Source organism: Actinocrinis sp., from assembly GCF_035650855.1.
In the GTDB taxonomy this organism is placed as follows: Bacteria; Actinomycetota; Actinomycetes; order Streptomycetales; family Catenulisporaceae; genus Actinocrinis.
The window spans coordinates 47800-61525 of the sequence record NZ_DASRGV010000213.1; the positions used below are offsets into that span (position 1 = coordinate 47800).

Below are 13726 nucleotides of genomic sequence, written 5' to 3' on the forward strand. Positions count from 1 at the left end.
GGTCATCCCTTCAGGCCGGTGGTCGCGATGCCCTCGACGAAGTAGCGCTGGCCGAGCAGGAAGATCACCGCGATCGGCAGCACGGAGAGCACCGAGCCGGTCATGATCAGCGCGTACTCGGCGTTGTACTGCGAGATGAAGGTGCTCAGCCCCAGCTGGATGGTGCGCAGGTTCGGGCTGCGCAGGTAGATCAGCGGCCCGAGGTAGTCGTTCCAGGTGTTGACGAAGGTGAGCAGCGCGAGGCTGGCCAGCGCCGGGGCCGAGAGCGGCAGCATGATGCGGCGGTAGATGCCGTATTCGCTCATCCCGTCGATCCGGGCCGCCTCGCTCAGCTCCTCCGGGATCGACTCGTAGTACTGCTTCATCAGGAACACGCCGAGCGCGCCGAAGGCCTGCAGCGCGATGATCGACCACAGCGAGTTAGACAGGTGCAGGTGCGACATGAGGATGAACTGCGGGATCATGTACGACTGCCAGGGCACTGCGATGGTGCCGACGTAGACGATGAAGAGCAGGTCGCGGCCGGGGAAGCGCACCTTGGCGAAGCCGTACGCGGCGAAGCTGCCGGTGAACAGCTGCAATGCGGTCACCACGAAGGACAGGATCAGCGTGTTCTTGAGCCACGTGGTCATCTGCGACTTGCGCCAGATGTCCAGGTAGTTGTGCCAGATCACGCTGTGCGGCAGCCACTTGATCGGCACGGTGAACACGTCGTTGTCCGTCTTCAGCGACGAGACGACCATCCAGTAGAACGGCAGCAGCACGCCGGCTGCCGCCGCGATGAGCAGCACGTAGATGAGTACCCTGACGACCGGGTTGGCGCGCTTTCCGGGGCGCCGGCGCGCGATGGGCGTCAGCAGGGCGTCCGCCGGCGCGGACTGCAGCATCGTGTCCATCACACGCTCCTGCGCTTGTTCACGAGGAACTGGACGATGGTGACCACGAAGCAGAGCACGAACAGCACCACGGAGATCGCCGAGGCGTATCCGAAGTGGTTCTCCTGGAAGCCGGTCTGGTAGATGTACTGCGAGAGCACCAGGGTGGACTGGCCGGGGCCGCCGTTGGTCAGCAGCAGGATCAGGTCGAAGACCTTGAAGCTGCCGATGGTCAGCATCACCGTGACGAAGAAGGTGGTCGGCCGCAGCGACGGGACGGTCACCGCCCGGAACCGCTGCCAGGCGTTCGCGCCGTCCACCCGGGCCGCCTCGTAGAGCTGCGCGGGGATGGTCTGCAGTCCGGCCAGGAAGATCAGCATGTAGTAGCCCATCTCCCGCCAGGTGCCGACCAGAATGACGGCGGGCATCGACCAGGTGGTCGAGACCGTCCAGCCCGGCGGGTGGGAGATCCCGACCACCCGCAGCACCGCGTCGACCGGCCCGTACTGCGGGCTGAACAGCATGTTCCACACCTGGGCGGCGGCCACGATCGAGGTGATGTAGGGGAAGAAGGCGACGGTGCGGAAGAAGGCCACGCCGCGCAGCTTCCGGTTGAGCAGCAGCGCCAGGCCGAGCGCCGCGCCCATGGTCAGCGGGATGTGCAGGGCCGTGTAGTAGAGGGTGTTCTCCAGCGCCGTCCAGAAGCTCTGGTCGTGGATCAGCCGCTGGAAGTTGGCCAGGCCGGTCCACTTGGCCACGCCGAACACGTTCCAGTCGGTGAAGGCCAGGTAGAACAGCACCAGCACCGGCGCCAGCGTGAGGACCGCGAAGCCGATGAAGTTGGGCAGCAGGAAGGACCATCCCACCGCGGTGTTGCGCCACACCTGCCGGCTGCGCCGGCGCCGCGCGGGCCGGGTCGGCCGGGCGGGGGCTTCGATCGTCGTTGCCATGGGCTCTCTCGGTTCGATCGGCGGCGCGTGACCGGGTGTGGGGCGCGGTGCGCGGGTGCGGCGCGCACCGCACGCCGCACCCGGTCACGCATTCACTGCCTTTTCTGTGCTTTTCTCACTGCCAGCGCATTGTGGCGGCCGCGGGTGCGGCGGCCTGCGTCACTGGTTGAGCACTTGGCTCTTGGCCTGGGACTGCGCGGAGCTGATGGCGCCGTCAATGTTCTTGCTGCCTGACATCACGGCCGTGTGCAGGTCGTTGAGCAGGTCCTGCAGCTGCGCGGTGTACTTGGACACCGGGTTCTCCGGCTTGGTGTCGTGGGTGGCGAAGGCGAACTTCGACAGGGAGTCGCTCGGCATGCCCTTGAGCGAGAAGAAGTCCGAGGCCACCGCCGCCGTGTCGGCGGGGGTGATGCCGATGCCGGCCAGCGACTTGGCGCCTTGCACGCCCGCCGCGTACTCGAGGAAGGCCTTGGCCGCGGAGACCTTGTCGGAGCTGATAGCCGGGTTGATGCCCAGACCGGTCGGGTCGCCGAAGGTGACCGGGGTCGCCGAGGTCCCGGCGGTGCTCGCGTCGAACTGCGGCGCGGGCGCCATGCCCCACGGGAACGTGTCCGCGTCACCGGTGCCCTGCTGCTTGAGCAGGGTGGCGATGTACCAGGTGCCCATGAGCATCATCGCGGCCTGCTGCTTGCCGAACTCGGCCTGGTACGTGAGCTTGTTGGTGCTCACGGTGCCGAAGGTCGGCTGCGCGCCCGCGCTCTGCAGGGCCAGCGCCCGGTCGTAGTACGGCTTGAGGTAGCTGAAGTCGCCGCTGGTCAGCTTGGCGCCGGGGGTCTGGGCCAGGGCGAAGCCCTGCACGGTGGACTGCCAGATGTGCTGGTAGTCGCCGACCGCCTTGGAGCCCTTGCCCTTGAGCGCCGTGGTCAGCTGCTCGGAGACGCTCACGTACTTGTCCCAGGTCCACGAGCCGTCCGGGTAGGCGATGCCGGCCTTGTCGAACAGGGCCTTGTTGTAGAACAGCACCCACGAGTCCTGGCGGTACGGGATGGCGTAGGTCTTGCCGTCGACCTGATAGTCGGACAGGCCGCCCACCTGGCTGCCCAGGGTCTTGGCGACGTCTGAGACGTCCACCAGCTGTCCGCCGCTCTGGTAGGTGTAGAAGTTCTTCAGGTTCTTGAGTACGTAGATGTCCGGGGCGGAGTGCGCGGCCAGGTCCGCGATCATCTGCGTGTCGTAGTTGGTGGCGTCGTACTCCTTAAGCTGCACGGTCACGTTGGGATGAGCCGCGTGGAAGCCGTCCGCGAGCGTCTTGAACTCCGGCGTGGTGGACAGGCTCCAGCCCGCCAGCGTCAGCGTTGTCGGGCCGCTGGGCACGCCGGCGCTGGCCGACGCCGCGGGGGATCCGCTGCTGCATCCGGCCACCAGCAGCGAGGTCGCCGCCGTGAGGCCGAGCGCGGCGGAGATGAGGCGCTTCATCCGCTCTCCTTTGAGACGAGGGCCCGTGGCCGGGCCTGGATTGCCGCCGGGTCGCCGCTGCGGCTCCCCCGGGGTGTGCGCGTGGATAGGCGCGTGTACGTGCTGCGGCCGTCCGGCCACTCGACCCTGACGCCGGGCGCCTGATCACCCGAGCCGGGGTACACACGATCTTGAATGCCAGAGCCCTGGTCAGCCGGGCCCTGATCAGCCGCGTCGAGGGTGACGCGGCAGGTCCCCCGGTGCCGGCGGGCTGCGTTTCCCGAGAGTCCGAGGAGCGCGGCGACCCAGGCACCGGGACGAAGAGCGTGATCCAGCCACGGGACGCGCACCGGGTTGCCGAGCGGGCCGGCGTCGTCGTGGACGGAGACGCCCGCTTTCGCGGCCGCCGGCGCATCCGGTCCGGCGCCGTCGATCGGGACGCTGTCGACACTGGAAGTCAGTGCCGCGCCGGTCGCGGTCGCTCCGGTAGCGGTCGCGCCGTCCGCTGAGATATCTGCCGCTCCGTCACCCGCCACCGCCCAGCCGGTGATCCGCAGCCGCAGCTCGCCGGCGTCGAGCCCCTCGGCTACAGCGTCAACTCGGCAGAGGCGCAGCTCCCAGGCCCCGCGCACCAGTGAGTACACGGTGAGCTGACCTGCCGGTACGACGTTTCCGGTCCGGCCGCTGCCGTGATCGCGCTGGCCGGGCGCTGGATCGACCCAGTGCGCGAGCGTAGTCGATCCGGTGACCCCCACAGGCCCGGCTTCGCCCTCGTCGACACATACGATCAGCGTTCGCATTCCGCTGCGATGCGTGGCTCGCCCCCGCGCGTCGAGCACGGCGACGCACTGGTCGGCCGGTCCGGCCCATCCGTCCTCGTCGAGCACGGGGGCTGTCGCGGTGGAGTAGCCCAGACGCGCGTAGAGCGGGGAGTCGGAAACGGTCGATCCCTCGACGGCGTGGTCGGTGCCGTGGTTGTTCACGCGCACGATGCCGTCCGCGCGGGTGCCTGAGATGAGCCAGCCCGGCGCGCGCACCGCCCGCACGAAGTCGTCGGTCTCTACCGGCAGCGGTTCAGCTGGCGAGGTCCACACCGGGTGGTCCTCCGGTAGCGCGAGGCCGAGCAGTCCCTTGCTGGCCCAGTACGGTGAACCCGGACCGGAGTAGGCCTGCGCCAGCCGCGGCCATGAGCCGTGCCAGCCGAGCGTGAGCAGGCCTCGCTCATCAGGCACGCCGCGCTCGGCGAAGTGCGCGACGACGCGGCCGGCGGCGTAGCGCAGCTGACCGGGCATCAGCGAGGGCACGCCTGCTATCGCGCCCACCCAGAACGGCGCCGCGGCTGCGAACCGGTAGATCAGGCTGCGACCTTGGATCAGTGGCGATCCGTCCCCGCCGACGAGGGCAACGGCGTCCTGGAGGAACCGGTCAAGCGCGGCGACATCGCGCTCGCGCCGTTCGGCCGCCAGATCTGCGGCGCCCGACATCCGGGCCCAGAGCGTGGGATACAGGTGCAGCGCCCAGCCGGCGTAGTGGTCGAAGGCGCGCTCCTGGCCGTCGGACAACCAGCCGTCGGCACGGAGGAAGGTGTCGTGCGTGGCCAGGTCCTGCGTGATTTCGTCGATGGACGACGGTCCGCCCACCGAGCGAAGGAAGGTCTGCACGACGATGCGGAACCAGACCCAGTTGATCTGCGGATAGGTCGGGTCGCCGACCACCGGGGCGAGGTATTCCACTACGCGTTCCTGTGCCGAAGGCGTGAGCCGGTCCCAGATCCACGGCCTGGTGAGGTCGAGCACCAGCGCGATGGACGCGGCCTCGACCTTGGCTTGCGCGTGCTCGGTAAGGCGCACCCACCGCTCCGGCGAGGCGGGGTCGGTTCCGGTCGCGATGCCGGCGGCGTACCAGTCGGCCAGCTCGTCGAGTCCCGCGCCGCGCTCTCCGGCGATGCGGAAACCGGCGAGCAGGAACGTGCGGGCGAATCCTTCGAGCCCGTCGACAGCCCGGCCGTAGCCGCCCTCGGGTCCGGGCGGCGTGATCCGCGCGTGGCCGGGCGAGGCGTAGCGACGCGCGGAGGCGAGCAGCAGGTCAGCGAAGCGAATCCAGTCCTGGCGGGTCCAGTCCGCCTTGAGCGCACGGCCCTGATCCGCCACCGGATCGCTTCGCATTTCCCCTCCTGCGCCGTGCTCACAAGGTGAACGGGTGTGTTGCAGGGACATGAAATCGATCGAAAGCGAGCATGTCAAGACTGCCAGCAGCGTCATATGATCAAATCCGATCCCATACGGTCGGACGATCCAGACATTTAACGCAGTCACGGGCCCTCTTGTAGCCAAGCGACCGCTACACATCGATCTGATACGATCAGAATCGATCAGCCGGGCCTCGTGGACGCGTGATGGGGAGACATGTCGATCAGCACGGACCGTTTCGCCGGGCCGTTGGCGTCCGCATGGCCGCAGCTCACGCCCGCACGGATAGCCGGGCTGCTCGCTCCCCCGCGCGATTGCCTGCCGGTGCCGCCGGCTTCGGACCGCGACTGCTGGGATCCCGGGCGGCTGGACCAGGCGACGATCAGGGTTCTGCGGGAGCGCGCCGAGGCGGATCTCGCCTCGCCGTGGCCGATTCCGCTCGCGAACGGCTACGCCCGATACTTCCGCGACGGCGACCGCGACGCCTATGAGCAGGTGATCTGGGCGCGGGAGTACCGCCTCACCCGCGCCGCCGTACTCGCCGCCGTCGACCTCGAACCTGTGTCACTCAACAACGCCGTGTCGCTCAAGAACCTCTGGCTCGACGAGGTAGCCGACGGCGTGACCCTGCTGTGCGAGCAGAGCAGCTGGTGCTGGCCTGCCCACGATGACACGCTGCGGCGGTACGGGGCGCTCGTGCCGACCGTGACCGACCCCTTCCTCGACCTCGGCGCCGGCGAGGTCGCCGCGCAGCTGGCGTGGATCGATCACCTGCTCGGCGAGCAGCTCGACGCGCGGATCCCGGGGCTGCGGGCCAGGATCCGGCACGAGGTCGACCGGCGCGTGCTCACCCCGTTCACCGCGCGCCGCGACTGGCACTGGCTCGGCCTCGACGGCGACGTGCACAACTGGAACCCGTGGATTCACGGCAACGTGCTGATCGCCGCGCTGCGCCTGGTCGACGACGCGGCACGCCGGGCCGAGCTGATCGGCTCGGTCATCGAGGGCCTCGATCGGTACCTCGCGTCGCTACCGCGGGACGGGGCGATCGACGAGGGGTACGCCTACTGGTGGAACGGGGCGTGCCGCCTCCTCGACGCGCTTTCAGTGCTCGAATACGCCACGAAGGGTGAGCTGAGCGCGACCGGCATAGACGCCTTGCGTCAGACCGTGGCCTTTCCGCATCGGATGCACCTCGGCGGGGACTGGTACGTCAACCACGCGGACGGCCCGGCGCGCCCGCCGACCCACCAGCCGTGGCAGGCGCTGCACCACGCGGCACGGCGGATCAGGGATCGCGACGCGCAAGCCCACGCGGCCGCACACCGGCGGCCCGGCCAGCCGGTCGCGCATGAAAATCAGGGCCTTGGCCGACTGCTGCGCGCGCTCACCGACCGGGAATGGGTCGAGGCGGCGCCGGCCACATCTCCGCTGCCCCGCGACGTCTGGCTCCCCTCCACGCAGGTGCTGCTCGCCCGCCCCGCCGCGGGCTCCCGCTCCGGCCTGACCCTCGCGGTGAAGGGCGGCCACAACGGCGAGCACCACAACCACAACGACGTGGGCAGCGTGATCGTCGCCCTCGACGGCGTGCCGGTTCTCATCGATCCGGGCCGTCCCACCTATACCGCGCGGACTTTCGGCCCGGATCGGTATGAGATCTGGACGATGCAAAGCGGCTGGCACAATGTGCCCGAGATCCGCGGCAGCGCGCAGGCACCGGGCCGCGAGTACGCGGCCCGCGACGTGTCAGTGGTCATCGACGATGAGGGGTCCGGATTGACCCTCGACCTCGCGGCGGCCTACCCGCGCGACGATGTGCGGCACTGGTGGCGTTCGGCGCGGTTGGACCGCGTCACCGGCCGGATCACCGTGCGCGACTCGTGGCAGCTGAATCCGGCCGCGGACGCCCCGCCGGGCCGGAGCCGGGTGCATCTGATCGTCGCGGGCACGGTGAGCCTGGGCACAGGACGCGCCGAAATCAGCACGCCCGACGGCGCCGGTACGGTATGCCTGGTCTGGAACCCGGCGGACGCCCCCTGCACCACCACGGTGCGCGACCTCGACGACCCCATGCTGAGCACGGTGTGGGGAGAACGGCTGACCCGGCTGGAGATCGACGTCACGGCGTCGGGCCCGGCCGGCGCCCTGGAACTGACTGTGGAGGAGTTGCGGTGAGCTCACCCGAGACTCGCGGGCCGCTGCAGGTCGCTCGCCGCGCGCAGCTGCTCGAGGCACTGCGGCACGACGGCGTGCTGCGCGTGTCCGATCTCAGCGGCAGGCTCGGCGCCGCCGCGGTGACCATCCGCCGGGACATCGCCCAGCTCGCCGCCGAGGGGCTGGTGCGCCGGGTGCACGGCGGCGTGGCGCTTCCGGAGTTCGACGAGGACGCGGCGGCCGAGGACGCGGCCTCCGCAGCACCGTCGGGCGGGGCCCGGACGGTCGGCATGCTGGTGCCCTCCCTGGACTACTACTGGCCGGACGTGGCGCGCGGCGCGGAGGAGGCGGCGCGCGAACTCGGCGCCCGCATCGTGCTGCGCGGCTCCTCCTACGAGACCGAGGACGACAGGCCGCAGCTGATCCGGCTGGTCGAGCAGCTGAGCGTCGACGGCTTGATCGTCGCGCCGCGGATGGACGCACCCACCGCCGAGCGCACGGTCGAGTGGCTGGCCGCGACCGGCATGCCCGTGGTGCTGATCGAGCGCACAGCCACCGTCGGGCCGCACCGCGCCGTGGTCGAGTCGGTGGTGACCGACCACGCCCTGGGCGCCGCCGTGGCCGTGCGCCACCTGGTCTCGCTCGGCCACCAGAAGGTCGGCGTGGTACTCGGCGAGCACAGCCCGACCAGCCCGCACGTGCACCGCGGCTGGCTGGAGGCGGTCACCGACTGCGGACAAGACGCCGCGGCGACGGTGGACGCCCGGGTCCCCTCGCGCCCCGCGAGCTGGGAGACGTCGCTGGACGAGGTCCTGGACCAGTGCCTCGCCACGCGCACGACCGCCCTGGTCGTGCACGCGGACGCCGAGGCCATCGCGCTGGTGCAGCGGTGCGAGGAGCGTCGCCTGTCCGTGCCGGGCGACCTGTCGGTGGTGGCCTACGACGACGAGATCGCAGGCCTCTGCAGCCCGCCGCTCACCGCGGTCCGGCCGCCGCGCCGCTCCATCGGCCGCGCCGCCGTCCGCTTGATCACCGACCGCCTCGCCGACCCCGACCTGCCCGCGCACCGCGTGGTCATCAGCCCGTCGCTGACCGTCCGGGAGTCATCGGCGCCCCCGCGCTCCACCCGCTGATCATTCCGAAAGGGCCAGCAACGATGGCATCTGATTCCCCCGCGATGGACGAGTCCGCCGGTTCGCTCGGCGGGAGGCTGCCGCTGGCCGACCCGGCGACGCTCGCCCCCGCCCAGCGCGAGCTCTACGACCAGCTGATCGGCACGTGGGTGGCGCTCACCGACAAGCTTGGTATCCAATCCACGGCCGAGGACGGCCGCCTGATCGGCCCGTTCAACGCACTCCTGCTGCATCCCGAGGTGACGGCGAAGCTGCTGGAGTTCCAGGCCGCCGAGTCGGCGAACACCAGCCTGTCGCCGAGCGTGCGTGAAGTGGTGATCATCGTGCTCGGTGCTGTCTACCGCGCGGACTACGAGTTGTACGCGCATAAGATCGTGGCGCGGACCGCCGGACTGGCCGACGACCACGTTCTCGCGCTCGCCGGCGGAGAAATCCCGGAAGGCCTGGGCGAGCACGAGAAGCTCGCTGCACGGCTCACCCACGCCATGGCGACGCGCCACCGCGTCGACGACGGGCTGTATCAGGAGGCTGTCTCGGCGTTCGGGGCGAAAGGCCTGTTCGACCTCGTTGCCGTGATCGGCGTCTACCACACGGTGTGCACCTTGCTCACGCTGTTCGAGGTGCCGGCGCCGTAGTGCCCAGGGCGTTGGGCTCGCGACTGCGCGGCTACGTGGCCTTCGTGCGGTCTTCGTCGAGCACGTGAAGTGCCTTGGTGCCCTGCACCCAAACGGCGAGGACCGTGCAGGCCGCGCCGCCGATGGCGACCGCGGTGGCTGGTGAGAACGCGTCGGCGAGCCAGAGTAAGGGAACTGACCGTCGGCGCGGCGTCAATCCGATTGCGGCGCCGCGGCCGTCCTGAGAGCCTGCGATCATGGACGACTACCGCGCCGTGAACCGCGCCATGTGGGATGAACGGGCCCCGGCTCACGCCAGATCCGACGGGTACGCGATCTCCCGGTTCGTCGACGACCCGAAGTTCCTCAGCGGGGTCGTCCAGTTCGACCTTCCGCTGCTCGGTTCGGTCGAAGGGCTGCGCGGCGTACACCTGCAGTGCCACATCGGCACGGACACACTCTCCCTCGCGCGGCTCGGCGCGCGGATGACCGGGCTCGACTTCTCCCCCGCCGCCCTGGCGGAGGCGCGCCGACTCGCCGCGCTGACCGGGACCGAGATCGACTACGTCGAATCCGACCTCTACGACGCCCCACCGCGCTAGGCCACGCGCAGTTCGACTTCGTCTTCACCGGGATCGGCGCGATCTGCTGGCTGCCGGACATCCACCGCTGGGCGCAGGTGGTGGCAGACCCTAGACCGCCGTCCGGGTAAAAACCGGAGCCGTGCCCTGTCTCCCCCGCGCCCTCGTTCGTATGCTCACAGGGGCGATCGATGAGCGATCGGCGGCGGCCGCGCACGCGACGGGGCGGAGGAGCGATGTCGAGGTTCGTTCGGCTGAGGGCGGCGGGTCCGGTCTTCTGTGCGCAGGGCGGTGAATAGATGACGCGCCGCCACTCCGGCAGGTACTTCGTCGGCGCTGCTGTGTTGGTGGCGGCGGCTGCCGTTCCAGTCAGCTTGATGGCCGCCACGGGGTCGGCGCAGGCGGCCGGCTCGGCCAAGGACGTGACCGCGAACCTGTTCATGTGGAACTGGACGTCGGTGGCGTCTGAGTGCACGAACGTGCTCGGCCCCGACGGGTACGCGGCCGTGCAGGTCGCGCCGCCCGAGGACTCGATGACCGACGCGGCCGACGGACATCCCTGGTGGGAGATCTACCAGCCGGTGGACTACAACCTGACCAGCCGCATGGGCAACGACGCGCAGTTCCAGGCCATGGTCACCGCCTGCCACCAGGCGGGCGTGAAGGTATACGTCGACGCCGTGCTGAACCACATGGCCAGGCAGGACGGGAACGACACCAGCTACGGCGGCGCGAGCTACACGCCCGGGACCGCGTACCCGGCGTTCTCCTCCCCCGACTTCCACAACTACCCGAACGACTGCCCGGTCTCCTCGGATCAGATCTCTGACTGGAACAACTACCAGCAGGTCACCGAGTGCGAGCTGGACGCCCTGCCGGACCTGCGCACCGAGTCCACCTATGTCCGCACCACCGAAGCCGCCTACCTCAACAAGCTGATCGGCTACGGCGTGGACGGCTTCCGCCTCGACGCGGCCAAGCACATCGGCCACACCGACCTGGCCGCCCTCGAAGGCATGCTGAACAAGGACAAGCTGACCGGCCAGCCGGTCTACATGGTCCAGGAGGTGGCGCTCGGCAGCACGAACACGCAGCTGCAGCCGGCCTCCTTCGAGAGCACCGGCAGCCTGATCGGCTTCGACTACGCCGACGCGATCAAGACGCAGTTCGGCAGCGGCGGCGACCTGGCCAACTTCGGCGGCTTCGCCACCTGGAGCCTGATCCCGAGCGCGTACTCCTCCACCTTCGTCAACAACCACGACACCGAGCGCGACGGCTCGAACCTGAGCTACAAGAACGGCTCCACCTACCCGCTGGCCAACGAGTTCCTGCTGGCCTGGGGCTTCGGGACGCCGCAGGTGTACGCGAGCTTCACCTGGAACAACAGCAGCGACTCGCCGCCCGCCGACGCCAACGGATACGTGACCGGCACCAACTGCGGCAGCGGCTGGTACTGCACCGACCGGATCACCGGCGTGGCGAACATGGTCGGCTGGCACAACCTGGCGCTGGCGAACAACGACCCGGTAGCCAACTGGTACACCGACGGCACGAACCTGATCGCGTTCTCCCGCGGCCCGGACGCCTGGATCTCGCTGAACAACGAGTCCTCCGCGCAGACCCGCACCTTCACCACGGGCCTGCCGGACGGAACCTACTGCGACATCATCCACGGTTCGCTGTCCGGCGGATCGTGCACCGGCCCGACGGTGACCGTCTCCGGCAACCGCGCGACGGTCACGGTCCCGGCGAACGACGCCGTGGCGATCGACCGCAACAGCCGCGTCTCCGGGTCGTCCGCGTCGACGTTCACGGTGGACATCAACGCGAACGCGACCACGAGCTGGGGCCAGAACGTCTACATCGTCGGCTCGATCCCGGCGCTCGGCAGCTGGAAGACGGCCAACGCCGTCGCGCTGTCCTCGCAGAACTACCCGTACTGGACCGCCGCGCTGAGCGTGCCGGCCAACACGTACTTCGAGTACAAGTACATCAAGATCGACTCGAGCGGGAACGTGATCTGGGAGAGCGGCGGCAACCGCTCCTACACCACCGGCTCCTCCGGATCGATCACCTTCAACGACACCTGGCATTCCTGAACGGGGTCGGCCCGCCCGACGAACGGGCGGGCCGGCGCACGACTGCCGCGGCTCGGTGAGCGTCCGCTACCAGGTCAGCGGCAGGGTGGTGATGAAGTTGTCGAGCAGGCCGGAGATGATCTGGTCGTCGTGCAGGGAGGGGTGCCAGTCGCAGCCGAGGTGGTCCAGGCTCGGGCTGTCGTAGTACCAGTAGTAGACCTTCTTGTCGCCCATGGCGTTGCGGTCGGTGACGACCTGCTGGGCGGTTTGCGCGAACAGGGCGGTGTTGGACAGGGCGGTGGCGCTGACCACGATGATCGCGTTCGGGCCGTACTGGGAGCGCAGGGTGTTGATGAAGCCCTGGTAGGCGGTCTTGTACGCGGCGACCAGCTGGTCGGTGGTGCTCCACTGCTCGCCGGAGTTCAGCGCGGTGGAGAAGTCGTTGATGCCCAGGCCGACCACGACCAGTTGCGGGTGCCAGGTGCCCGGGTTGTACCAGACGTCGTTGTTGACCGCTTGCAGGGTCCTGCCGTAGTACGTCAGGAAACTGGTGCCGGGGCTGCTGCCGTTGTAGTTGCGCACGACACCCATGCCGGACATGGCGTTGATCTGATAATCGGCGTTCAGGCTGTGGGCGGTGAGGGCGCCGAAGCTGTCGTCCGCGTTGGAGTTGGGCGTGATCCCGCCGATGCTGGAGCAGTCGTGCTGGGTGGCCATGTTGCCGTAGCCGGCGGTGTAGGAGTCGCCGATGAACTCGATCTGCCGGGTGCGCGCGGCCGGCTTGCTCAGGATCGATCCGCCGGGGGCGGCGACGAATCCGCCGAACTGCCCGGCCTGCCACGGGCTCTCGCTGCGCTTGACCACGCGCACGGTGTGGTCGGCGTTGCTCAGGTTGTTGACCCAGTACGTGGTCTGGCCGGGGGTGGTGATCTCGGCCACGGCGGTTCCGTCGATCGCGACGTCGTAGTCGCTGGCGGTGTCGTTGAGCACGATGCCGACGCCGGTGCCGTGGAAGCGGCCCTCGAAGTAGATCCCGGGCCAGGTGTAGGAGACGTAGTTGCCCGCGGTCTCGGTCTGTCCGACGGTGTGCGCGTTGGCCAGCGCCGGGGCGGGCGGCTGCGGGGTCGGGGAGACGGAGGCGACGGTGCCGTTGCACACGGTGCCGTCGAGGCTGAAGCTGGCGGGCACCGGGTTGCTGCTGTTGTTCCAGGTGCCGGTGAAGCCGAAGGACTGGCTGCCGTTGGTCGGCAGGTTCGCGGTGTAGCTGGCGTTGACCGCGACGGCCGCGCTGCCGGACTGGGTGACTGTGGCGCCCCAGGACTGGGTGACCGTCTGCCCGGCCGCGAAGGACCATGTCAGGGTCCAGCTGCTGAGCGGATCGCCGAGGTTGGTGATCGCGATGTTGCCCTGGAATCCGCCCGGCCACTGGCTCTGCACCGTGTACGTGACCTTGCATCCGGCCGCGACGGCGGCGGCCGGCAGGGTCACGGCGGTGATCGTGCCCGCGATCACGCTGCCGGCGGCGCCGATCGCGAGCAAACCGCGTTTCAGGCTCATCGGGACTCCTCGGGACGTGGGCGGGAGCTGTGCCTGAACCTTGAGTCACTTAATCGGTTAAGTCAAGGGACGGGCAGTGCGGGAAAAGGATTGCCCGAGATCCGGGCTGATGCGGAGGGCAAGTCGCTAGCGCACCCGCG

At 69.3% G+C, this 13726-nt stretch carries 10 protein-coding genes and 1 pseudogene; 5 read left to right on the forward strand and 6 right to left on the reverse strand.

Features of this window, described 5'->3' with window-relative positions; genetic code table 11:
- Window positions 1-2: 2 nt before the first annotated feature.
- The 4 genes from VFB40_RS15450 to VFB40_RS15465 all read right to left on the reverse strand — a co-directional run bounded on the left by VFB40_RS15450 (window position 3) and on the right by VFB40_RS15465 (window position 5445).
- Window positions 3-887, reverse strand: a complete 885-nt coding sequence (locus VFB40_RS15450) for a carbohydrate ABC transporter permease (RefSeq protein WP_414642095.1) — start codon at window positions 885-887, stop codon at window positions 3-5.
- An 8-nt stretch (window positions 888-895) separates the two neighbouring features.
- Window positions 896-1825 carry a carbohydrate ABC transporter permease gene (locus VFB40_RS15455; protein ID WP_324851276.1) on the reverse strand — a complete coding sequence of 310 codons (930 nt, stop codon included), beginning with the start codon at window positions 1823-1825 and terminating at the stop codon, window positions 896-898.
- A gap of 159 nt (window positions 1826-1984) precedes the next feature.
- Complete coding sequence (locus VFB40_RS15460; protein ID WP_324851278.1) at window positions 1985-3301, reverse strand: ABC transporter substrate-binding protein; 1317 nt, start codon at window positions 3299-3301, stop codon at window positions 1985-1987.
- The gene (locus tag VFB40_RS15465; protein WP_324851280.1) at window positions 3298-5445 is read right to left on the reverse strand and encodes a DUF2264 domain-containing protein; all 2148 of its coding nucleotides are present in this window, start codon (window positions 5443-5445) and stop codon (window positions 3298-3300) included. Before VFB40_RS15465 ends, VFB40_RS15460 begins: the two co-directional genes overlap by 4 nt.
- Window positions 5446-5685: 240 nt before the next feature.
- Here VFB40_RS15465 and VFB40_RS15470 point away from each other — a divergent pair, with 240 nt between their 5' ends.
- Genes VFB40_RS15470 through VFB40_RS15480 form a run of 3 tightly spaced genes read left to right on the forward strand, consistent with a single transcriptional unit; the run spans window position 5686 to window position 9391 of the window.
- Window positions 5686-7644 carry a heparinase II/III domain-containing protein gene (locus VFB40_RS15470; RefSeq protein ID WP_324851282.1) on the forward strand — a complete coding sequence of 653 codons (1959 nt, stop codon included), beginning with the start codon at window positions 5686-5688 and terminating at the stop codon, window positions 7642-7644.
- Window positions 7641-8756, forward strand: coding sequence for a substrate-binding domain-containing protein (locus VFB40_RS15475; protein WP_324851285.1), 1116 nt, complete (start codon window positions 7641-7643; stop codon window positions 8754-8756). Before VFB40_RS15470 ends, VFB40_RS15475 begins: the two co-directional genes overlap by 4 nt.
- 23 nt (window positions 8757-8779) lie before the next feature.
- Window positions 8780-9391, forward strand: coding sequence for a carboxymuconolactone decarboxylase family protein (locus tag VFB40_RS15480; RefSeq protein ID WP_324851287.1), 612 nt, complete (start codon window positions 8780-8782; stop codon window positions 9389-9391).
- Window positions 9392-9422: 31 nt separating this feature from the next.
- Here the strand turns inward: VFB40_RS15480 and VFB40_RS15485 are convergent, their stop codons facing one another.
- Window positions 9423-9629: a hypothetical protein gene (locus tag VFB40_RS15485; RefSeq protein ID WP_324851289.1), complete on the reverse strand. Its 207-nt coding sequence runs from the start codon at window positions 9627-9629 to the stop codon at window positions 9423-9425.
- On the opposite strand from VFB40_RS15485, the pseudogene VFB40_RS15490 reads away from it, so the two are divergent.
- Together VFB40_RS15490 and VFB40_RS15495 are read left to right on the forward strand one after the other, a co-directional pair.
- Window positions 9628-10079 (forward strand): annotated as a pseudogene (locus tag VFB40_RS15490) (class I SAM-dependent methyltransferase); the annotation flags it as partial. The gene VFB40_RS15485 and the pseudogene VFB40_RS15490 sit on opposite strands and share 2 nt — an antisense overlap.
- Before the next feature lie 249 nt (window positions 10080-10328).
- Window positions 10329-12050, forward strand: coding sequence for a carbohydrate-binding module family 20 domain-containing protein (locus VFB40_RS15495; protein WP_324851293.1), 1722 nt, complete (start codon window positions 10329-10331; stop codon window positions 12048-12050).
- 66 nt (window positions 12051-12116) lie between these two features.
- Here the strand turns inward: VFB40_RS15495 and VFB40_RS15500 are convergent, their stop codons facing one another.
- Complete coding sequence (locus VFB40_RS15500; RefSeq protein WP_324851295.1) at window positions 12117-13586, reverse strand: cellulose binding domain-containing protein; 1470 nt, start codon at window positions 13584-13586, stop codon at window positions 12117-12119.
- Window positions 13587-13726: the final 140 nt, after the last annotated feature.

What these genes read in the sequence shown, in the direction of transcription:
- VFB40_RS15470 (WP_324851282.1), top strand. Translation starts at nt 5,686, where the DNA reads ATGTCGATCAGCACGGACCGTTTCGCCGGGCCGTTGGCGTCCGCATGG.
- VFB40_RS15450 (WP_414642095.1), bottom strand. Translation starts at nt 887, where the DNA reads ATGCTGCAGTCCGCGCCGGCGGACGCCCTGCTGACGCCCATCGCGCGC.
- VFB40_RS15495 (WP_324851293.1), top strand. Translation starts at nt 10,329, where the DNA reads ATGGCCGCCACGGGGTCGGCGCAGGCGGCCGGCTCGGCCAAGGACGTG.
- VFB40_RS15465 (WP_324851280.1), bottom strand. Translation starts at nt 5,445, where the DNA reads ATGCGAAGCGATCCGGTGGCGGATCAGGGCCGTGCGCTCAAGGCGGAC.
- VFB40_RS15460 (WP_324851278.1), bottom strand. Translation starts at nt 3,301, where the DNA reads ATGAAGCGCCTCATCTCCGCCGCGCTCGGCCTCACGGCGGCGACCTCG.
- VFB40_RS15485 (WP_324851289.1), bottom strand. Translation starts at nt 9,629, where the DNA reads ATGATCGCAGGCTCTCAGGACGGCCGCGGCGCCGCAATCGGATTGACG.
- VFB40_RS15500 (WP_324851295.1), bottom strand. Translation starts at nt 13,586, where the DNA reads ATGAGCCTGAAACGCGGTTTGCTCGCGATCGGCGCCGCCGGCAGCGTG.
- VFB40_RS15455 (WP_324851276.1), bottom strand. Translation starts at nt 1,825, where the DNA reads ATGGCAACGACGATCGAAGCCCCCGCCCGGCCGACCCGGCCCGCGCGG.
- VFB40_RS15480 (WP_324851287.1), top strand. Translation starts at nt 8,780, where the DNA reads ATGGCATCTGATTCCCCCGCGATGGACGAGTCCGCCGGTTCGCTCGGC.